Origin of the sequence: Ethanoligenens harbinense YUAN-3 (assembly GCF_000178115.2) — a bacterium.
Classification (GTDB): Bacteria; Bacillota; Clostridia; order Oscillospirales; family Ethanoligenentaceae; genus Ethanoligenens; species Ethanoligenens harbinense.
Window position 1 is genome coordinate 1,508,271 of the sequence record NC_014828.1, and the last position, 22,060, is coordinate 1,530,330.

At 54.7% G+C, this 22,060-nt stretch carries 16 protein-coding genes and 1 pseudogene; 10 read left to right on the forward strand and 7 right to left on the reverse strand.

All coding sequences use genetic code 11. The features are described 5' to 3' along the window. Positions 1–12: 12 nt before the first annotated feature. On the reverse strand, positions 13–567 hold the full coding sequence (locus ETHHA_RS06975) for a biotin transporter BioY (protein ID WP_013485273.1): 555 nt from the start codon (positions 565–567) through the stop codon (positions 13–15). A gap of 177 nt (positions 568–744) precedes the next feature. Here ETHHA_RS06975 and ETHHA_RS06980 point away from each other — a divergent pair, with 177 nt between their 5' ends. Beyond that, on the forward strand, positions 745–1,716 hold the full coding sequence (locus ETHHA_RS06980; protein WP_013485274.1) for a biotin--[acetyl-CoA-carboxylase] ligase: 972 nt from the start codon (positions 745–747) through the stop codon (positions 1,714–1,716). Between the two features lie 57 nt (positions 1,717–1,773). On the opposite strand, the gene gpmA is transcribed toward ETHHA_RS06980, so the two are convergent. Both gpmA and ETHHA_RS15850 read right to left on the reverse strand, forming a co-directional pair. Next, entirely contained in the window at positions 1,774–2,517 is a 744-nt protein-coding gene (gpmA, locus tag ETHHA_RS06985; protein WP_013485275.1) for a 2,3-diphosphoglycerate-dependent phosphoglycerate mutase, read from the reverse strand. Between the two features lie 190 nt (positions 2,518–2,707). After that, positions 2,708–3,052: a heavy-metal-associated domain-containing protein gene (locus ETHHA_RS15850; RefSeq protein ID WP_013485276.1), complete on the reverse strand. Its 345-nt coding sequence runs from the start codon at positions 3,050–3,052 to the stop codon at positions 2,708–2,710. A 165-nt stretch (positions 3,053–3,217) separates the two neighbouring features. Between ETHHA_RS15850 and ETHHA_RS06995 the strand changes: the two genes are divergently transcribed. Continuing rightward, a complete protein-coding gene (locus ETHHA_RS06995) occupies positions 3,218–3,481 on the forward strand; it encodes a glutaredoxin family protein (RefSeq protein WP_013485277.1) in 264 nt (87 codons plus the stop codon). A 96-nt stretch (positions 3,482–3,577) separates the two neighbouring features. Here ETHHA_RS06995 and adhE read toward each other — a convergent pair whose 3' ends face one another. From adhE to ETHHA_RS07015, 4 genes are all read right to left on the reverse strand, one after another. Further along, the gene (adhE, locus tag ETHHA_RS07000) at positions 3,578–6,193 is read right to left on the reverse strand and encodes a bifunctional acetaldehyde-CoA/alcohol dehydrogenase (protein ID WP_013485278.1); all 2,616 of its coding nucleotides are present in this window, start codon (positions 6,191–6,193) and stop codon (positions 3,578–3,580) included. 181 nt (positions 6,194–6,374) lie between these two features. Then, complete coding sequence (locus ETHHA_RS07005) at positions 6,375–7,031, reverse strand: redox-sensing transcriptional repressor Rex (protein ID WP_013485279.1); 657 nt, start codon at positions 7,029–7,031, stop codon at positions 6,375–6,377. Positions 7,032–7,359: 328 nt separating this feature from the next. Next, entirely contained in the window at positions 7,360–8,523 is a 1,164-nt protein-coding gene (locus ETHHA_RS07010) for an isocitrate/isopropylmalate family dehydrogenase (protein WP_013485280.1), read from the reverse strand. A gap of 47 nt (positions 8,524–8,570) precedes the next feature. Then, positions 8,571–10,508, reverse strand: coding sequence for an aconitate hydratase (locus ETHHA_RS07015; protein WP_013485281.1), 1,938 nt, complete (start codon positions 10,506–10,508; stop codon positions 8,571–8,573). Between the two features lie 314 nt (positions 10,509–10,822). Here ETHHA_RS07015 and ETHHA_RS07020 point away from each other — a divergent pair, with 314 nt between their 5' ends. The 8 genes and pseudogenes from ETHHA_RS07020 (at position 10,823) to ETHHA_RS07055 (ending at position 22,052) form a co-directional block, all read left to right on the forward strand. Next, positions 10,823–13,762 carry an acyl-CoA dehydratase activase gene (locus ETHHA_RS07020; protein ID WP_013485282.1) on the forward strand — a complete coding sequence of 980 codons (2,940 nt, stop codon included), beginning with the start codon at positions 10,823–10,825 and terminating at the stop codon, positions 13,760–13,762. Beyond that, entirely contained in the window at positions 13,755–15,080 is a 1,326-nt protein-coding gene (locus ETHHA_RS07025) for a 2-hydroxyacyl-CoA dehydratase (protein WP_013485283.1), read from the forward strand. Before ETHHA_RS07020 ends, ETHHA_RS07025 begins: the two co-directional genes overlap by 8 nt. 100 nt (positions 15,081–15,180) lie before the next feature. Then, positions 15,181–16,140 (forward strand): ClpP family protease, encoded by a 960-nt coding sequence (locus ETHHA_RS07030; protein WP_013485284.1) that lies wholly within the window; start codon positions 15,181–15,183, stop codon positions 16,138–16,140. 2 nt (positions 16,141–16,142) lie between these two features. Further along, complete coding sequence (locus ETHHA_RS07035; protein WP_013485285.1) at positions 16,143–16,364, forward strand: YlzJ-like family protein; 222 nt, start codon at positions 16,143–16,145, stop codon at positions 16,362–16,364. A 216-nt stretch (positions 16,365–16,580) separates the two neighbouring features. Continuing rightward, positions 16,581–18,935, forward strand: a complete 2,355-nt coding sequence (locus ETHHA_RS07040; protein WP_013485286.1) for an FtsK/SpoIIIE family DNA translocase — start codon at positions 16,581–16,583, stop codon at positions 18,933–18,935. Positions 18,936–18,953: 18 nt separating this feature from the next. Beyond that, positions 18,954–20,842: pseudogene (locus tag ETHHA_RS07045) on the forward strand (YgiQ family radical SAM protein). Beyond that, positions 20,815–21,762: a ComEC/Rec2 family competence protein gene (locus ETHHA_RS07050; protein ID WP_013485287.1), complete on the forward strand. Its 948-nt coding sequence runs from the start codon at positions 20,815–20,817 to the stop codon at positions 21,760–21,762. The pseudogene ETHHA_RS07045 and the gene ETHHA_RS07050 overlap by 28 nt, the downstream one beginning before the upstream one ends. A 71-nt stretch (positions 21,763–21,833) precedes the next feature. After that, the gene (locus ETHHA_RS07055; protein ID WP_013485288.1) at positions 21,834–22,052 is read left to right on the forward strand and encodes a DUF3006 domain-containing protein; all 219 of its coding nucleotides are present in this window, start codon (positions 21,834–21,836) and stop codon (positions 22,050–22,052) included. The last annotated feature ends 8 nt before the right edge of the window (positions 22,053–22,060 follow it).

The window sequence follows — 22,060 nt, forward strand, 5'->3', positions numbered from 1 at the left end:
AAAATCCGCTCCTTATGCCAACCGGGTTTGCCGGAGAATCGGGACAACTCTCTTTCCAAGCAAGGCGACCAGAATACATTTGGCAATATCACCCGGTAAAAAGACAACAAAACCTGTCAGGAGTGCATTGCCGAACGTCATGGGGACATGCGTCACATGGTTCAGTATCAGGTAGAGATACGGAACGCCAATGACATAGATGATCAGCAAGCCCGCCAAACACCCTGCCAGCACTCGCCGAAAAGACAGTTTGGTTTGGTTCTGCGTGATCTTACCAATTACAAATGCACCAACGATAAACCCGATCAGATATCCGAAAGTGGGACTGAGAACATACTGCGGACCGCCGCCGCCGGTAAAGATCGGAAGACCGATCAGTCCCAGCACCACATAAACGAGTTGCGACAGCGCACCAAAATACGGCCCCAGCAACACGCCGGCCAGAGCGGTAAAAAGAAGCTGCAAGGTAATGGGGACTGGTCCAATGGGGATTTTGATGAACGCGCCCACTGCGGTCAGAGCGGCAAAAAAGGCGGTAAGTACGATCTTTCTGGTTTTGACGGGCATATCTTCTCCTCCAATAAACAGTATACAGCATATCGTAAACTATATCGATGCATATCAGTTTACAATGAACGAGTATAGCATTTTCTGAAAAGATTGTCAACCCGATCACAATGTTGTGGTATACTATAAACAGCACTGGTTGTTTGTGCATGAATTTGAACAATGGAGCTCGTCTGTATGATAAAAGAGGAAGTATTAGCTATTCTCAGGCAGAATCAGGATCGGTTCGTTTCCGGCCAAGCGATCAGCACGAAGCTTGGCGTTACAAGAGCCGCCGTCTGGAAAGCCGTTAAGCAAATAGAACGCGATGGATATGGAGTGGACTCGCTTCCAAGCCAAGGATATAAACTGACCGCGCGGGCGGACACCATGAGCGAAGCAGAATTAAACGATCTTCTGCAAACACGTGTACTGGGGCGCAGGATTATCCATTTCCAGTCCATCGATTCCACTAACAGAAAGGCAAAGGAGCTAGCTGAACAGGGTGAGCCGGAGGGAACGATCGTGGTTGCGGAGACACAAACCGGGGGCAGGGGATGCGCAGGCCGAACATGGGATTCCAAGCCAATGGAGGGAATATGGATGTCGGTGATTCTGCGTCCCACGCTTGATCTGCCCTCTGTGCCGTGCATTACCCAAATAGCCTGCGCCGCTGTGGGGCAGGCACTTGAAACGATGGTGAAAGCCGTGCAGATCAAGTGGCCTAACGATATATTGGTGAACGATAAAAAAATAAGCGGCGTGCTGACCGAAAGCAGTGGGGAAATTGACCGTGTGCAGTATGCAGTGGTGGGCATCGGGGTGAATGTGAACCAGAATGCCGAAGATTTTCTGCCCGAATTGGCAGAGAAAGCGACTTCACTGAAACGGGAAACAGGGAAGGCGCAGTCCCGACAAAAACTGTGTTGCACCATCCTGGAAGCGTTGGAACGAGCTTATTTGTTGGGAGATGGAGCAACCGGTATGGAATGCGCGATCACATATTGCAAAGACCATTCCGTCACGTTGGGCCGTCCGGTATCCTTCATGGAAAACGGCATGGAAGTGCACGGAACGGCAGTCGATATTGACGAGCGGGGCGGACTTGTCGTACGCACCCCAAACGGTGTCATACGGCACATTTCTTCCGGCAGCACATTAGTGAGGTAAACATAAAATCCGGAAGCAAAGAGTTCGTCTTTGCTTCCGGATTTTAAATGCGGCGGATTATTTGGCCTTGCCTTGATTGGCCACGCTGGCCATTTTGGCAGCCACGACGTCTGCATCGCCTAAATACTGCTTGCCGACCGCTTTGAATGTTTCGTCAAATTCGTAAACCAGCGGTATACCGGTGGGAATGTTAACCCCCATGATTTCTTCGGCGGAAAGATCGTCAAAATATTTGACCAGTGCCCGGATGGAATTGCCATGCGCTGCAATCAGTACCCGCTTCCCCGCCAGCATGTCTTTTTTAATGACGTCTTCAAAATATGGCACAGCACGGGCAATGGTATCTTTCAGGCTTTCCGCCAGCGGAAGCTCCTTTTTGTTTTCCGCCCGATACTGCTCCTGGTTGCGGGGATTGCGCGTATCGCTTTCTTCCAAAGCGGGCGGCTGCACGTCAAAAGACCGGCGCCAGATTTTTACCTGCTCTTCACCATATTTTTGGGCCGTTTCCGCTTTGTTCAGCCCCTGCAGGGCTCCATAATGGCGCTCATTCAGGCGCCATGTCTTAATGACCGGCAGCCACTCCCGATCGAGCGCTTCTAAAGTCAGGTTAAGCGTATGGATGGCGCGTTTCAGATACGATGTATAGCAGATATCAAAGTCATATCCATCCTCTTTCAGCAGTTCGCCGGCTGTCTGCGCTTCTTTTATACCGGTTTCTGAAAGATCCACATCGGTCCAGCCTGTAAATAAATTGAGTTTGTTCCATTCACTTTCTCCGTGACGAATCAATACCAGTTTCATTGCGGATGCCTCCCGTTTATCATGCTTATGCAATATCAGCTATCTGTTACCATCTTTATTATAATAATATCGAGAATCATTTTCAATGTTGTTTTGCAAAATGTAGCATGATCGCCTCGAAAATTTTGTGGCCAATCGTCAAGGAACAGCCAGCAGGCACCGTTGAGCAGACGGAATGGACATTTTGCGGTCAGTGCTTGGTATTGGGCCCCTGCGCTTCTTTTTTAACATTGTGGTTTTGGTTGGGATTATCACCGGCCAGAGGATGCTTGCCTTTTTTGTGGCGATGGTTTTCTTTTACAGGTTGGTCACGCTGGGCATTTGCCTCCGCTGTAACGCCAAGCCCCATCTGTATCAGTTTTTCCTTGATTTTCTGATGCGACACACCGGTGGAATCGAAGTCTACCGCAACGCGGTCTGTACCTTGATTGACGCTGACGGATGTGACGCCCGGAAGTGTATCCAGTGCCTGTTTGACCAATTTCTGTGTATGCTTGCCTGAGAGTTCGTCAATTTTAAATACGGAGCTTTCCATTTGCTTCACCTCTTGTATAGTATGCTTGACGGCAAACGGGTCTATACGCGGGCGCCATGTGCTCTTCTTCGGTTTGCTTGACGCAGAGGGAAAATCAGAATATACTGTAATCGTTACAAATTGTTTTTTTGAGAAATAAAACGGATATAAAAGGAGGGGCGCGCCATGAAAAAAATCACCATGTTTACGATGCAGGGATGCCCATACTGCAAACGTGCCTTTGAATGGATGGAAAACCTGAAGAACAAGAACCCTGTTTATAAAGCGTTGGAAATTCATGTGATCGACGAGCAGGTGCAACCGGAAATTGCCAACCAATACGATTATTATTATGTTCCCACTTTTTACGTAGACGGAAATAAGCTACACGAGGGAATACCGAGTCCGGAAAAAATCGAAGCGGTATTCGAAGCGGCCGTAAAAGGATGAAATTTTCTGTTTGGCACGGATTGCTGAAGTGGCGCACAATAAAAAAGGGACCTGCAAAAAGCAGGCCCCTTTTTTATTGTGCGCTTGGTAAACAGTTTATTTGCCGTAATAAGCGGCTTTATAGAGCTCGGCGATCTCGCTGACGAGCGGCAGACGCGGATTTGCGCCGGTGCACTGGTCGGAAAACGCTTTATCAGCCAGAGAATCCAGATTGGTGAGGAACACGTTCTCGGGCACGCCGGTGGCTTGAATGCTCATCGGCTCATTGACGGTCTTCATCAAATCGCGAATCGCCTGCACGAGGGAAGCAACGCCCTCTTCCGGTGTGCTTGCCTTCAGGCCGACATGGCGGGCAATCTCTTGGAAACGCTGCGGGGCAAGATAAGTCTCGTATTTCGGCCAGATCGCATATTTGGTCGGCTTCGGATTGCCGTTGTATTCAACGACATAGGGAAGCAGAATGGCGTTGGCACGACCGTGCGGAATGTGGTATTCGCCGCCCAGTTTGTGCGCCATGGAGTGGTTCAAGCCAAGGAACGCATTGCTGAACGCCATACCGGCGATGCAGGAAGCGTTGTGCATTTTCATGCGCGCTTCGCCGTCTTTGGCACCGTCCGCATAGGCACGGGGCAGATATTTGAAGACGATCTCAATCGCTTTCAGGGCCAGACCATCAGTGTAATCGTTTGCCAAAACGGAGACATAGGCTTCAATGGCGTGGGTCAGCACGTCCAAACCGGTATCCGCCGTGGTGGATTTCGGCATGGTCATAACAAACTGCGGGTCAACGATAGCGACATTCGGAGTGAGCGCATAGTCGGCGAGCGGATATTTGAAGTTATTGACCTTGTCGGTGATGACCGCAAAAGACGTCACTTCGGAGCCGGTGCCGGAAGTAGTCGGCACGGCGACCATCTGGCATTTCTGGCCCAGTTCGGGGAAGTGATAAGTGCGCTTGCGGATATCCATGAATTTCTCATGTGCGCCTTTGAAATCAAAGTCCGGATGCTCATAGAAGAGCCACATGCCCTTCGCGGCATCCATGGAAGAACCGCCGCCGAGTGCGATGATGACATCCGGCTCAAATTTCTTCATCATTTCCACGCCGCGCATAACCGTTTCAAAAGACGGGTCGGGCTCAACTTCGGAGAAAATCTCACTGTGGCAATACTCTTTGCGTTTGCGGAGATAATAAAGAACCTTATCCACATTTCCGAGCTTGACCATTACAGGGTCGGTGACGATGAATGCACGGGAGATGTTCGGCATTTTCTCCAGGTACTGAATCGCATCGAACTCGAAGTAAATCTTCGGCGGCACTTTAAACCACTGCATGTTGACTCTCCTCTTGGCAATGCGCTTTTTGTTGATCAGGTTGACCGCACTGACGTTCTGCGAAACAGAGTTGTGGCCATAGGAGCCGCAGCCAAGGGTAAGGGAAGGAATATTGGTGTTGTAGATATCGCCGATACCGCCCTGAGAAGACGGGCTGTTGACCAGCACACGGCCGACCTTCATGGCTTCGCCGTATTTCATGATGATGTCGTTATCGGTGGAGTGGATGGCTGCAGAGTGACCCAGACCGCCGATTTCCAGCATGCGAAGCGCAGCTTTGAAAGCATCCTCCGTGCTGTTGGCGATATAATAACCAAGCACCGGAGAAAGTTTTTCGTGAGCCAGCGGCACATCAAAATCGACCTTGTCAAGTTTGGCAAGAATGACCTTGGTGTCGGCAGGTACTTTGATGCCGGCCTGCTCGGCGATCCAGACAGCGGACTGGCCGACGACCGGGGGATTCACGCTCATTTTCTCGGTGATCACATATTTACCGAGTTTGACCGTTTCTTCCGGATTGGTGAAGTAGCAGCCGTTTGCTTTCATGATCTTTTCAAAATCCGCCGCGATTTCTTTATCCACAATCGCAGCCTGTTCGGAAGCGCAGATCATGCCGTTGTCGAACGTTTTGGAAAGGATGAGATCATGGCAGGCACGGCGGAGTTTCGCTGTTTTTTCGACATAGCAGGGGACGTTGCCGGGGCCGACACCCAGCGCCGGTTTGCCGCAGGAATACGCAGCCTTGACCATGCCGGGGCCGCCGGTCGCCAGAATCGTGGCGACACCGGGATGATTCATCAACGCATTGGTCGCTTCGATGGAAGGATGGGGGATGAACTGCACAATGTTTTCGGGGGCACCGGCAGCCACAGCCGCCTCATTCAGAATGCGGGCCGTTTCCGCGCAGCATTTCTGGGCAGCGGGATGGAAACCGAAAATGATGGGGTTGCGGGTTTTGACGGAGATGAGGGATTTAAAGATGGTGGTGGAGGTGGGGTTGGTTACCGGGGTAACGCCCGCGATGATACCGACAGGCTCGGCGATATCCACATATTCTTCCATCTCGTTTTCGTCGATGACGCCGACGGTCTTTGCATATTTGATGTCATGCCAGATATATTCGCTTGCGTACAGGTTTTTGGTAATCTTGTCTTCGTAAATACCGCGTCCGGTTTCTTCCACGGCGAGTTTAGCCAGATACATATGCTTATCCAGCGCCGCAAGTGCCATGGCATGGACGATTTTGTCAACCTGCTCCTGGTTGAAGGTAGAAAACTCGTCCAGAGCTTTCTGCGCTTTTGCCACCAGTTCGTCAATCATTTGTTTGACGTCGGGTTTCTGCGCTTCCTGGGCGACTTCTTTTGTTTCGGTTGCCATCAAATTGCCCCCTTAAGCAATATTGTTAAAATATTATCAATATTATTATACGATACTTTTTTGCAAGTTGCAAGTGAATGCTGTGCAATTTGTCAAATATTATAAAACGATGACGTCATGTCCCGTTTGATTTGTCGTTTCCGTGCAACGAGCCGAATGGTCATGACGGTATCAAAGCAGTTCAATTGTCCCGTGTTTCTTTTTCGGATAAATCCCTTACCATGTAGCACAATGTCATCAGGCTGTCACTCAGGTGCACGTTTTCGACGAGTACACCCGGATATTTGACTGAAAAATCATAATGGCTGAAATTCCAGAAACCGGATACGCCCAGATGAATCAATTGTTCCGCCATTTGCTCCGCGGCGGAGCGGGGAACGGTCAGCACCGCGACCCGTGGATGATGTTCCCGGCAGAATGCATCAATACCGGCGGCGTCTTCCACTTTCAGGCTGCCGATCTGCATCCCGATGATGGAAGGGTCGATGTCGAATATGCCAATCAGATCAAAGCCCATCTGGGAAAAATCAAAGTTGAGCGCGATGGCCCGGCCGATATTGCCAGCCCCGACGAGAATGGCCGGATACTGTTTATCCAGGCCCAAGATCAGGCCGATCTCCCGGTGGAGCTGCTCGACGTTATAGCCGTATCCCTGCTGCCCGAACCCGCCAAAGCAGTTGAGGTCCTGCCGAATCTGCGAAGCCGTGAGCCCCATGCGCCGGCTGAGCTCTTTGGAAGATATGCGGGTAGTGCCGGTTCTCATCAGATCGGCCAAAAAACGGTGATAACGCGGCAGACGCCGGATGACGGAAAGGGAAACATTTTCTCGTTTTAACACGGGCGGGCACCTCACTTTATATTGAAGCCGTCGATTGGATCCGGGTGCATGTCCTGTCCAGTCGGCTGAACTTTCTTGATAGGAATGTTTTGAAACCGTGGTTTTGCTGACACCGACTATCCGAGCCCTGCCTGCGGAGAATATGATGACGGACAACCGGCAACCCTGGATTGATGTATACGGGATGTGTGCCAAAAGAGATCAAACAGCCGACGCGATGCGCCGGCTGTTTGATCTCCAAAGCGTTGAGGCAGAATCAAAATATCAAAGCATTGCCCAAACGGCGGATACAGCAGCCACGCATGCAGAATACGGAAACGGCCACAGGTTACGAAAGTTTTTCCGCCGTCTCCAGTACATAGTCGCCAAAGGCTGCGCAGGTCGCACCGTCGGCACGGCCGGTGACGGTCAGGCGTTTTTCATCAAACATGCAGATGTCCAGCGCGCGTTCCAGTTTGTCGGCCTGTTTCTGGTAGCCGATATGCGAAAGGAGCATGACGGTGGCGCGCAGCATGGAGCAGGGATCCGCGTACGGCCCGCGCCCCTCGCTGATCATGCGTGGTGCGGAACCGTGGATGGCCTCAAACATGGCGTAGCATTTGCCGATGTTGGCACTGCCGGCCGTGCCGACACCGCCCTGGAATTCCGCGGCCTCGTCGGTGATGATGTCACCGTAAAGATTGGGTAGAACGAACACCTTGAAATCGCGGCGGCGCTTTTCGTCAATCAGTTTTGCCGTGGTGATGTCGATATACCAGTCATCGGTCGTGATCTCCGGATAGTCCTTGCCGATCTCCTGACAAAGCCGCAGAAATTTGCCGTCGGTAGTCTTAATGACATTGGCCTTGGTGATGATGGAGACACGGTTTTTCTTATTTTTGCGCGCAAATTCATAAGCCAGACGGGCAATGCGCTCCGTCCCCTGCGTGGTGGTCACGGTGAAATCGAAAGCCAGATCGTCGCTGACGTTGACACCGTTGCTGCCCAGTGTATAGGAGCCCTCGGTGTTTTCCCGGAAGAAGGTCCAGTCGATGCCCTGCGCGGGCACTTTGACGGGGCGCACGTTGGCAAACAGGTCGAGTTCCTTGCGCATGGCCACGTTGGCGCTTTCAATGTTCGGCCATGGGTCGCCCGCGCGCGGGGTCGTGGTCGGGCCTTTGAGGATAACATGGCAGGTTTTCAGCTCAGCCAGCACATCGTCCGGAATGGCTTTCCCGGCTTTGGCACGGTTTTCGATAGTGAGACCGTCGATGTCCTTAAACACGATCTTGCCGCTTTTGACTTCGTCGGCCAACAAATGCTTGAGCACGCGGGCCGATTCGTGCGTGATAACCGGGCCGATGCCGTCGCCCCCGCAGATGCCGATAACGATGGGCTTGAGCGCGGCGTAATCAAGGAAATTCCCTTGTGCTTTCATGGCCTCCACACGGGCCAGTTGAGATTTCATCAGTTTTTCAAAGGCTTCCAGTTGCGGCTTGAGCGCTTCATTCATAAAAATCCTGTCCTCCATATCCTCTATCCGGCAAAGCCGGTTTTTTATCAGGCGTTCTGCTGTTTGGTATAATTGATGAGGCCGCCGGCAAGCAACATGTCGCGCTGGCGATCCGAGATATCGCAGCGGGTGAGGATGGCGTCGCCTGTGGTCTTATTGAGCAGCGTCACAGTCTGTGCGCCCGCCTCGACCTCTTTGTGGACATACGGCAGCGCCAGCTCATCTTCAAAATGGATCTTGTCGTAGTCGTCAGGGTTCTGGAAGATCAACGGCAGAATGCCGTTGTTGACCAAATTGGCATAATGGATGCGCGCAAATGATTTGGCGACCACGGCCTTGACACCAAGATAGAGCGGCGCCAGCGCGGCGTGTTCACGCGAGGAACCCTGCCCGTAGTTCGCGCCCCCGACGATAATGCCCTTGCCTTCTTTTTGGGCACGTTCCGGGAAATCCGGATCGCAGCGCACAAAGCAGAAGGTTGAAATCTTGGGGATGTTGGAACGATAGGGGAGGATTTTGGAGCCCGCAGGCATGATATGATCGGTGGTGATGTTGTCGCCAACTTTCAGCAGACACTTCGCCTCAATGCTTTCCGGCAGCGCAACGTTCAGCGGAAACGGCTTGATGTTCGGACCGCGGACCACGTCCAGCTTTTTCGCCGTTTCTTCATCGGCGGGCAGTTCAAACATATTGTCGTTGATGAGGAATGTCTCCGGCAGGCGAATATCGGGCTCGCTCCCAAGTCCGCGCGGATCGGTCAGCACACCGGTAATGGCCGAAGCGGCGGCCGTTTCCGGGCTGACCAGATAGACTTTCGCGTCCGCAGTGCCGCTGCGCCCCTCAAAATTACGGTTGAAGGTACGCAGGGAAACGCCGCTGGAATTCGGTGACTGGCCCATGCCGATGCAGGGGCCGCAGGCGCATTCCAGAATGCGGGCGCCGGCCGCGATGAGGTCGGCAAGCGCGCCGTTGCGGGCGATCATAGTGAACACCTGCTTGGAACCGGGTGCGATGGACAGGCTCACATTGGGATGGACCTTATTGCCACGCAGGATGGTAGCTACCCGCATCAAATCCAACAAGGAAGAGTTGGTGCAGGAACCGATGCAGACCTGGTCGACCTTGATCGGCCCGATGTTTTTGACGGTATCCACATTGTCCGGCATATGCGGTTTGGCGGCCAGCGGCTCGAGCTCGCAGAGGTTGATCTCGATGGTCTCGTCATATTTCGCGTCGCCGTCGGGCAGGATCTCAACCCAGTCGGCCTCGCGGTTTTGCGCCTTGAGAAACGCGAGTGTGACGTCATCGGACGGAAAGATGGAGGTGGAAGCACCGAGCTCCGCACCCATGTTGCAGATGGTGGCGCGCTGCGGCACCGAAAGGCCGGAAATGCCTTCGCCACCGTATTCGATGATCTTGCCCACGCCGCCTTTCACGGTGAGCAGGCGCAAGACCTCCAGAATGATGTCCTTGGCGGAGACCCACGAGCGCAGGCGGCCGTTCAGGCGCACCTTTACCATCTTGGGCATGGGAATGTAATACGCGCCGCCGCCCATGGCCACCGCCACGTCCAGGCCGCCGGCGCCCATGGCCAGCATACCGATGCCGCCGGCGGTGGGGGTGTGGGAATCGGAACCGATCAGCGTTTTACCCGGTTTGCCGAAACGCTCCAGGTGCAGCTGGTGGCAGATGCCGTTGCCAGGCCGTGAAAACGTGATGCCGTGCTTTTTGGCCACCGTCTGGATATAGCGGTGGTCGTCGGCATTTTCAAAGCCGGTCTGCAGCGTGTTGTGATCGATATATGCGACGGATTTTTCAGTTTTTACCCGGGAAATACCAAGTGCTTCAAATTGCAGATATGCCATGGTGCCGGTGGCATCCTGCGTGAGCGTCTGATCAATTTTCAGACCAATCTCCGTGCCGGGCGTCATGTCACCCGAAACCAAATGCTGTTTGATGATTTTCTGTGCAAGGGTGTAACCCAAAATGCGCATCTCCTTTCGGTTATCCACCGTTTTTATGTGCATGTTTTCACAAGACTAGAGGAGCGGTGGCAAATCGTTCGGCACTGCCGCTCAAACAGGCAGTTCACCTGTATTTTTACATTTTAAATCAATCATATAAGATTGTCAATTCATTCACACACGGAGAAGGATGCAAACGACCGCAAGACGCCTTCGCTTTTTCCGTGATTCTGCCGATTGACAGTTTCCCCGACCGTGTTATAATGAAATCAATAGGGTTAGAAGTCTGTCTGCATGTCAGGTGCGCGGATAAAGAACGCGCGCCGGAGGAAACCATGAGTTATTCTATCGGGATCGATATTGGCTCCACCACGGTGAAAGTGGTGGTGCTGAATGAAAAGCAGGATATTGTTTTCCAATCATATCAGCGTCATTTTTCACGTGTGCGTGAAAAAACATCCGAAGTGCTTGCTTCCATCGCCGACACATACAATGGCGAGGAAGTCCACATCGCAGTTACCGGCTCCGCCGGTCTTGGCGTTGCCAAAGCCTGCGGATTGGAGTTTGTGCAGGAGGTCTTCGCAACCGCCGGAGCTGTGGAACGGTATCTGCCGGAAACGGATGCCGTCATCGAACTCGGCGGCGAGGACGCCAAAATCATTTTCCTCACCGGCGGCCTGGAAGAGCGCATGAACGGCTCTTGCGCAGGCGGCACCGGCGCGTTCATCGACCAGATGGCAACGCTGCTCGGTGTGCGCACCGAGGATATGGATGCGCTGGCCGCCAAACATGAAAAAATCTATGCCATCGCCTCGCGCTGCGGGGTGTTTGCCAAATCCGACATCCAGCCGCTGCTCAACCAGGGTGCCAGACGGGAGGATATCGCCGCGTCCGTCTTTCAGGCGGTCGTGGAACAGACGGTGGCCGGGCTGGCGCAGGGGCGTAAGATCGAAGGCCGCGTGGCCTTCCTTGGCGGTCCGCTTTCCTTTTTCAGTACTTTGCGGGAGCGCTTTGTGAAAACGCTGCACCTTTCGCCTGAAAATGCGCTGTTTCCAAAAGAAGCGGCTTATTTTGTCGCACTCGGCGCCGCACTGTATGCGCAGAAGTTCGATGTGATGCCGTTTGACCTGCTGCTGAAAAAACTGCAAACGGCAAAAAGCCTGCGCAGCACCACCCATGTACTGGAACCGCTTTTCCGTTCGCAGGCGGAATATGCGCAGTTTGCGGAGCGCCACAGCACGTCCAAAGTGGAAGAAGCCGACCTCTCGGCTTATCGGGGCAAGGCGTATCTGGGCATAGACGCGGGCAGCACCACCCTCAAGGTCGCGCTGATTACCGGTAAAGGCGAATTGCTTTACAGCTTCTATGCACCCAGCCGCGGCAACACGGTGGATATTGTCAAAGCACAGCTGGAAAAAATCTACGACCTCTGCGGGGACCGTGTGCGCATTGCGGGCAGCGCCGTCACCGGTTATGGCGAAGACCTCATCCGCAGCGCGTTTGGTGTGGATTTCGGCCTGGTGGAAACGGTGGCTCATTTTTACGCCGCGCGCCATTTCGAGCCGCAAGTCGATTTTATTCTGGATATCGGCGGACAAGATGTAAAATGCTTTAAGATCCGCGGCGGCGCCGTGGACTCCATTATGCTTAATGAAGCCTGCTCGTCCGGCTGCGGCTCGTTTATCGAAACCTTTGCGATGGCGCTCGGATACACCGTGGCGGATTTTGCGAAACTGGGCCTTTTTGCGGAACATCCGGTTGATCTGGGATCTCGCTGCACTGTTTTTATGAACTCGTCCGTCAAGCAAGCACAGAAAGACGGCGCGGGCGTGGATGATATCTCCGCCGGTATCTCCATGAGCGTAGTCAAGAACGCGCTGTATAAGGTTATCCGTGCCGCCGACGCCAAATCGCTCGGCTCACATATCGTGGTGCAGGGCGGTACATTTTACAACGACGCTGTGCTGCGTGCATTTGAAAAGGAGATGGGGCTGGAAGTAACCCGCCCGGCCATCTCCGGCCTGATGGGCGCATACGGCGCGGCCCTGTTTGCACAGGAGCAGGGGAGCGGGGTCTCCAACCTACTTTCGGCGGAAGCGCTGTCCGCTTTCACCCACGAGACCCGCACGGCCACCTGCGGGCTATGCACCAACCACTGCACCCTCACCATCAACGTGTTCGACAATGGGCGGCGGTTCATCAGCGGCAACCGTTGCGACCGTCCAACCGGTCACAAAACCGTCGAGGAACTGCCGGACATGTTCCAATATAAATATGACAAACTGATGTCGTACCAGCCGGTCGCGGGGCCGCGCGGCAAAATCGGCCTGCCGATGGTACTGAACATGTATGAAAACCTTCCGTTCTGGCATACCCTGCTGACGGAGCTTGAATTCGAGGTGGTGCGCTCACCGGCGTCTTCCCGCGCCCTGTATACTCAGGGGCAGTACACCATTCCGTCCGATACCGTCTGCTATCCGGCCAAACTGGTGCATGGGCATATGGAAGCCCTGTTGGACGCAGGGGTGGACACAATTTTTTATCCCTGCATGTCCTACAATTTTGATGAGAGCCGCTCCGACAACCATTACAACTGCCCGGTGGTCGCCTATTATCCGGAACTCATCGCCGCCAATGTGGATCGTCTGCACAGCGTGCGGTACCTCACCCCGTATTTCGGGCTGGACCGCCCGCGTGATTTTAAAAAACGTGCCGCGGCATTTTTCAAAAAAGAGTTCGATGTGCCGGAACGGGAAACGCGGAAAGCGGTGGACGCCGCCTATGCCGCTTATCGGGATTATGAAGACGATATCAAGGCATACGGCGCGCGGGCACTGGATTTTGCGCGGGCACACGGCAAGTATGTCATCGTGCTGGCGGGGCGCCCCTATCATGTGGATCCGGAGATCAATCATGGCATCAACCGCCTGATTTCCTCCTATGGGTTGGTCATCGTGACCGAGGACGCGGTGGCCGATTATGTGGAAGCGCCGCGCGTAAAAGTGCTCAACCAGTGGACCTACCACGCCAGGCTGTATGCGGCAGCAAAATACGTCACCACCCGACCGGAAGCACAACTGGTGCAGTTGGTATCGTTCGGCTGCGGCATCGATGCCATTACCACCGATGAGGTACGCTCCATCTGCGAGGAGGGCAGCAAGCTCTACACGCAGATCAAAATAGACGAAATCGACAATCTCGGCGCGGTGAAGATCCGTATCCGCAGCCTGCTGGCGGCGATGGAATCCCGCAATAAGGAGAAGAATTATGGCTGAACTGAACTATGCAAAAGACGGCCGTCTTCTTTTTACCAAAGAGATGAAAGAGGAATATACCATCCTGCTGCCGATGATGCTGCCCATCCATTTCACACTGATGGCCAACAGCCTTAAACTGGAAGGGTATCGTGTGGAACTGCTGACGACCACCCACCGTTCCATCGTGGACGAAGGCGTGAAAAACGTGCACAACGACACCTGCTACCCGGCGCTTCTGGTCATCGGGCAATTCATCGACGCGCTCAAAAGCGGCAAATACGACCCCGATAAGACCGCCCTGCTCATCACGCAGACCGGCGGCGGATGCCGAGCGTCCAACTATATCCACCTGCTGCGCAAGGCGCTCGTCCACAGCGGCTATGACAAAGTGCCGGTCATTTCGCTCAATCTCTCCGGTTTGGAAAAAAATCCGGGGTTTTCGCTTAATCTGCGCGTGGCCAAACGGCTCATCTACAGCCTGTTGTACGGTGATCTCATCATGCTTCTCGCCAACCAGTGCCGCCCTTATGAGGTAGATGCCGGGGCGACCGATAAACTGGTGCAGACTTGGATCAATCGTCTGACAGAGGAATACAAGCAGTCTGCCAACCTCAGATATAAGCATGTGCGCGCGAACATGGAGAAGATCGCGGTGGAATTTGCGGCGCTACCCTTACGGTCGGAGAAAAAAATCCGCGTGGGCGTTGTCGGAGAAATCTATGTAAAATACGCACCACTGGGCAATAATAATCTGGAACGGTTCCTGCAGGACGAGGGTGTGGAGACCGTGGTTCCCGGTCTGCTGGATTTTGTGATTTTCAAGGTGGATAACCGCTTGGAGGACTGCCGCATTTACGGCGGCAACCCGATCAAACGGGTTGCTATGAAAATTTTTGAGGACATTTGCGCGAAAAAACAGCGCGACCTCATCAACGTGGTGGCCAAGCACCCTGGATTCCGCACGCCTGCGACGTTTGCACACATCAAGGAACTGGTCAAAGGGTATCTGGGATACGGCAATAAGATGGGCGAAGGTTGGCTCCTCACCGGTGAAATGCTGGAGCTGGTCACCTCCGGTACTGAAAACGTGGTCTGCACACAGCCGTTCGGTTGCCTGCCCAATCACATCGTCGGCAAGGGCATGATCCGGAAAATCAAGCAGAACAACCCACAGGCCAACATCGTTGCCATTGATTATGACCCCAGCGCCACACGCGTCAATCAGGAAAACCGCATCAAACTGATGCTTGCCAATGCGCGCCTGAGTGCGGAAAAAGCACACCCGCGAACATCCAGTCAAAACGTGCCCGTCCATAAAACCGTACCGGTTCATTGAGTTAAGCAGGCACTGCCCAACGGCATAAGCGTCCGCTTTCCGGCCATACTAGTATCGCGGTCCAGCAGACCGCGGTATTGCTTTGTGAAGGGAAACGGACATGGCCAATAAAAAACAGGACGCAGAACACGATAAAAAGCAGCCCAAAGCACAGGGATTTCCTCCGGAAGTGCAGGGCGGCAATGAGGACGGCGGCAACGGGGACGATTCCCCCGAAAGCGATCAGTTGGATCAGCGTACCCGCCAGATCGTCGAGACCGGGTCGGTCACGATGTCCAATGGAGATCATATCATCCATTGTCTGACGATCATCGGACAGGTGGAAGGGCATTTCATCCTGCCGCCCCAGAACAAAACCACCAAATATGAACACGTCATCCCGCAGATCGTGGCGGTAGAAGAAGACCCCCGCATAGAAGGTCTGCTCATTGTGTTGAACACGGTGGGCGGTGATGTGGAAGCGGGGCTTGCCATTGCGGAGCTGATCTCCGGTATGAAAAAGCCCACGGTGTCTTTGGTACTTGGCGGGGGGCACTCCATCGGTGTCCCGCTGGCCATCTGTGCGAGCGAATCGTTCATTGCGCCCACCGCCACGATGACCATACATCCCGTGCGTATGAACGGCATCGTAGTAGGTGTGCCGCAGACACTCAGTTATTTTGACAAGATGCAGGACAGGATTGGGAAATTTGTGGCACAGAATTCCCATATTGCGCCGGAACGCTTTAAAGAACTGATGATGCATACGGGTGAACTGGTGCTGGATGTGGGCACCGTGCTGGAGGGGGAGGAAGCCGTCCGGGAGGGGCTGATCGACCATACCGGCGGTCTCTCCGACGCCATTTCCTGTTTATATCGTATGATTGAGGAAACAGGACGGACTTTCCCCAAAGGAACCGGTAAAAACCAGGCGGAAGATGCGGAAAAAGAGCCGCCGAAAAAGCACTCCAAAGAACACGTGCACGACCCGGCTGCCGGTGCAGCCGAATCGGCAACGGCTTCGGCTCGCATAACCGGCCGCCGGAGCCGCAAACACAAGGAACAGGCCAGGGGGGATTGAGAATGCTGCTGTATACGGTCATGCCTTATGACGCCATTTTCGGAGAGGTACAGGAGGAAACAGATAGCCCGGCGCAACAGGGGATATCCGCGATAAACGGCGGATTTGTGGAATGGACGCGGGATGGTGGCGTACCCCGCGTGGCCCGGTTGATTTCTACCGATCCGTCTGCTTATCTGCGGGCAGACTATGCACCCGGCGCACCGTGGTTTCCCAAAGGTTGACATTTAAGAGCCCGAACGGTACAATAAAAACTGAATCGGCAACTGCTGTATCGTGTATTTGCAGTTTGTTCTCATAAACAACAGACCGTTTTGCCGAGTGCGGTGCGCGGATAGACCTGAATGCGGTGTTCGGTGTATCCGCGCTTTTTTACATGATCCCGGTAGATGCGACCATAAGCACTGCGGGCCGGGCATCCGGAAGAAAGGGGGAGGCAGATGGCTGCCAGGACAAGCACCACCCAAAAGCGCAGAGCGCCTGCGAAAAAACAAAGCCGACCGCGTACACGTACAAAATCCAATTCAAAACGGGCAAAGCAGTCGGCACAGACACACCAGTTCGCAGCGATCCTGCTGATGGCGGCAGCGCTGTTGCTAGCGGCGCTGGCGTTCCTGCCCGGTACGCATGTCTGGCTTATGCTTCATCGGCTGTTGTTTGGTCTGCTCGGGCCGCTTGCCTATGCGCTCCCGCCGCTCTGCGCCTATGTGGCGGTTGCCGTGGCGCTGGACAAGCCGCTTACGTCCGTGCGTATCCGCCTGCTTGAGGCGATTCTCTTTCTTCTGCTCATCTGCGGCACCGTACATATCTTTTCATTCGGCGGGTTTCCCGGACTCTATACACTATATGACAGCGGTGTCCGCTTACATTCCGGTGGTCTGTTCGGCGGTTTGGTCGGCGCGCCGCTTTATATGATTTTCGGTAAAGCGGGTGCCGCCGCTACGCTTATCATCCTCGCTGTCGCGGATTTTTTCCTTTTGACAGGGCTGACCATCCTGCATGTCATCCGCGCCCTGCGCGTGGCGAATGAACGGCGCCGGTCGTTACAGGCCGCATATGCTGCCGCCCGCGCCCAGGCTTCCGGCGACACAGCGGCCCGCAAGAGGAAACCTGCGCAGATCGATCTGCCGCTGACCGATTCGGATGCCGCGTCAAAAACCGAAAAATCCATCGCGGGGCTGGACGAACTGGTCGGTAAGATTGCCAAACTCGGAGACCGGCCGGAAGCGAATCCGGAACAGCCGGAGAAACCGCATGCCGCACCCGCCGCTTCCACCATGGAAAAGCCCGACAAAGCACCCGAAAAATCAGAAACTGAACCGCAGGAACCACATATTCCGATACCTTATCAGCATCCGTCCGTTACCTTGCTGAAAACCGGCAGCACGCCCAATACCCACGGTATGGCGCAGGAACTGAAAGAGAACGCCGAACGGCTTGTAGAAACGCTGCGCAGTTTCGGCGTGGAGACCCGTATCACCGACATTTGCCGCGGCCCGACTGTAACGCGCTATGAGATACAGCCCTCCGCGGGTGTGAAGATCAGCCGTATCACCTCGCTGGCAGACGACATCGCGCTCAATCTTGCGGCGGCGGGTGTGCGTATTGAAGCACCCATTCCGAATAAATCCGCCGTAGGCATCGAGGTGCCCAACAAAAACGTCAGTATCGTGCATATTCGGCAGATTCTGGAATCTGGAGAATTTGTCAACGCGCAGAGCCGCCTGACTATCGCGCTCGGCAACGACATCGCAGGCAACAGCACCGTGGCGGACATCGGCAAGATGCCCCATCTGCTCATCGCGGGCGCGACCGGTTCAGGCAAATCGGTCTGCATCAATTCCATCATCATCAGCCTGCTCTATAAGGCTGCTCCCAAAGATGTCAAGCTTCTGCTGGTGGACCCGAAAGTGGTAGAGCTCGGCATCTACAACGGTATCCCACATTTGCTGGTACCGGTGGTGACCGACCCGCGCAAGGCAGCGGGCGCGCTCAACTGGGCCGTCACCGAAATGCTCAACCGGTATAAAATATTCGCGGACAACAATGTGCGCGATCTGCACGGCTACAACGCGCTGGCCAGACGTACGGAAGGGCTGGACACCATGCCTCAGATTGTCATCATCATCGACGAATTGTCCGATCTGATGATGGTCGCCTCCAAAGATGTGGAAGACGCGATCTGCCGGCTGGCGCAGATGGCGCGTGCGGCAGGCATGCATCTGGTTATTGCCACGCAGCGCCCGTCGGTGGACGTTATCACCGGCGTCATTAAGGCAAACATCCCGTCGCGTATAGCGTTTGCGGTCTCCTCACAGGTGGATTCCCGGACTATTCTGGATATGGGCGGCGCGGAAAAACTGCTGGGGCGCGGTGACATGCTGTTCCTGCCCATCGGCGCGTCCAAACCCATGCGGGTGCAGGGATGCTTTGTGTCCGATGACGAAGTGGAACAAGTGGTCGATTTCGTCAAACAGAGCGCTTCGCCTGATTATGACGATGCGGTGCTGGACGAAATCGAAAAACAGGCAGCCAGGGAACGAACCGATGACGCCTCACAACCCGAGGAAGCAGACGCCATGCTGCCGCAGGCCATCGAATGCGTAGTGGAAGCAGGCATGGCCTCCACGTCTCTGCTCCAGCGCAGGCTAAAACTTGGCTACGCGCGGGCGGCGCGCATTGTGGATGAGATGGAGGCTCGCGGGATCGTAGGCCCGCTTGAGGGCAGCAAACCCCGCACGGTATTGATCTCACGCCAGCAATGGATCGAGATGAACATGAACCAGCAGCCGTAAAAGTCGCAAAGGAGAGCCATGTTTTTACCCATTTCCAAAGCAGATATGCAGGCGCGCGGCCTGCATTATCTGGATTTTATCTGTGTGACGGGAGACGCGTATGTCGATCATCCGAGTTTTGGCATTGCGATCATTTCGCGGGTGCTGGAAGCGGAAGGGTTTCATGTCGGCGTTCTGGCACAGCCTGATTTTCATCGCGCCGAAAGCATGACGGCGCTGGGCCGCCCGCGTTATGGTTTTTTTGTGACTGGCGGCAACATCGACTCCATGGTGGCGCATTACACCGTGGCCAAGCGCCCGCGCGCGGAAGATCTGTATTCGCCGGGCGGCAAACCGCAGCGCCGCCCAGACCGGGCGGCGCTGGCCTACACGCACTTGATTAAAGAGGCCTATCCCGATTGCCCGGTCGTTCTAGGCGGGCTGGAGGCCAGTCTGCGCCGCTTTGCGCATTACGATTATTGGGCGGACAAAGTGCTGCCGTCCATCCTGCCGGACGCGGGCGCCGACCTGCTTATATTCGGCATGGGGGAGCGGCAGACAGTCGAGATCGCCAGACGTCTGGCTGCTCATGAGAAGATCGACACCATACGCGACATCCGCGGCACCTGCTATTTCACGAAAGAAGCACCGGAAGGCGAGATACGTTTCTGCCCATCGTTTGATGAGGTACGCGCCAACAAAAAAGCCTATGCGCGCGCCTGCCGCATCCAGTATGACGAACAGGACGCGGTGAGCGGCAAGGCACTGGCACAGCGCCATCCGGGCGGATATCTGGCACAGAACCGCCCCGCGCTGCCGCTGGAAACGGCAGAACTTGACCGCGTCTACGCACTGCCCTACATGCGCACCTGGCATCCTGCCTATGCCAAGGAGAGGGGCGTGCCCGCCATCGAAGAGGTTTCGTTTTCCATCACGCACAACCGCGGCTGTTTTGGCGCCTGCAATTTCTGCTCCATCGCGTTTCATCAGGGGCGGGCCGTCACCAGCCGCAGCGAGGCGTCTTTGCTGCGGGAAGCAAAAGAACTGATCCGGCACCCGGATTTCAAAGGGTATATCCATGATGTGGGCGGTCCAACGGCTAATTTTCGCGCGCCGTCGTGCGAAAAACAGAAGCGTGTGGGGCTTTGCAAGGGAAAAAATGCCTCGCGCCAAAGCCCTGCACGCAACTCGTCGTATCGCATGCTGAATATCTGCAGATTCTGCGTAAACTGCGCACACTGCCGGGTGTAAAACGAGTCTTTATCCGGTCCGGCATTCGCTATGATTATCTCATGCAGGATAAGGACGAACAGTTTTTCAAAGAACTGGTGCGCCATCATGTCAGCGGGCAGCTCAAAGTTGCGCCGGAGCATTGCTCCGCCGCCGTGCTTGATAAAATGGGAAAACCACATATCCAGTCCTACCTCGCTTTCGTCAGACGGTTCTATGAGCTGACCAAGGCAGCGGGCAAGGAGCAGTATCTGGTGCCCTACCTGATGTCTTCCCACCCAGGCAGCACGCTTAAAGACGCGGTGGAACTCGCCGTGTTTTTGAAGCGTGAACACATTCGTCCGGAACAGGTGCAGGATTTTTACCCCACACCGGGCACCATTTCCACCTGCATGTTTTACACCGGGCTGGACCCGTATACCGAAAAACCGGTTTTTGTGCCGCGCACGCCGGAAGAAAAGGCGATGCAGCGTGCTTTGCTGCAATATTTTAACCCTAAAAACCGCGCACTGGTGGAGAAAGCGCTGTTGAAAGCGGGCCGGCGCGACCTCATCGGCACCGGATCGGATTGCCTGATCCCGCCGGGCAGGCCGCTTCCGGCAAAGCGGGTTTCCGGTCCGAGCAGCAAACCGGATCAACACCCGAAACAATCCGGAAAGGGGAACCCGCCATGGCGCGCCAAAAAAAAGCGGCACTGAGACCTTGGCACGGTATCGTTGCCGCAGCCGCCGTATTGTTCATCCTGTTTGCCGATCTGGTGGGCAGACAGGGGCTTCCGTTTTTTTTGCAAACTCCGGCAAATCAAATCAACTCCGCCACCGGCGGGCTGCTGTATCCGGTTGATTCCAAACCGGCGCTGAAAGGTCTTTCCGTTCATTTCATCGATGTGGGGCAGGGGGACAGTGCATTCATCTGGTGCGGCGGCGAATCCATGATGATCGACGGCGGGCCGAACGACTCAAACGGCAAGGCCGAACAATACGTCGCATCTTATGGGATCAAGACGCTGAAATACATCGTGCCGACCCACCCGGACGAAGACCACACGGGCGGACTGAACGCAGTTGTCCAGCAACTTTCGGTGCAGAACGCGATCATGACCGATGCCACCACCAATACCCAGACCTTCGAACGATTGGTCACGTCCATCAAGCAAAAACATATCAACGTACTGCGTGCCAAAGCGGGCAACCGGTACACATTGGGCGGCGCGACCTTCACGATCGAGGGCCCGGTACGGGGATACAGCGACACCAACGACATGTCCATTGTACTCAAACTGCAATATCAGAATCGGTCGTTCCTTTTCACGGGAGATGCACCGACCACTGCCGAGGCCGATATGCTGGCCACCGGCGAGAATTTAAGCGCCGATGTGCTGAAAGTGGGCCACCACGGCAGCAAAACGGCAACCTCATCGGCATTCCTTAAAGCCGTTTCACCACGCTACGGCGTCATCAGCGTGGGAAAAGGCAACACCTATGGCCTGCCCAACCAATCGGTGCTTGACCGGCTGAAAGCCGCGGGCGTGCAGCTTTTTCGTACGGATGTGCAAGGCACGATTGTGATGCAGACAGATGGCCAGACCATCACGGTCCAAACAGAGAAAGCTGCGTGACAAAACAACGGACGCAGGGAATAGACCGGAAAAGTGACATGGAAGCGCGCTTTGAAGGTGGGGGGCACGTTATGAGATATATCATCGACCGGTTCGAAGGTGAAACAGCCGTGCTGGAGGAAGACAGCGGCGTGATGCGCGATGTTCCCAGAAACCGATTGCCCGCAGGGGCGAAACAGGGCGATGTGCTGACGGAAACAAACGGCATTTTTTCCGTAGACACTGCCGCCACCAAAAAACGGACGGAATCGATCCAAGAAAAAATACGGGACCTGTTCGACGGGCACTGAATGACAGC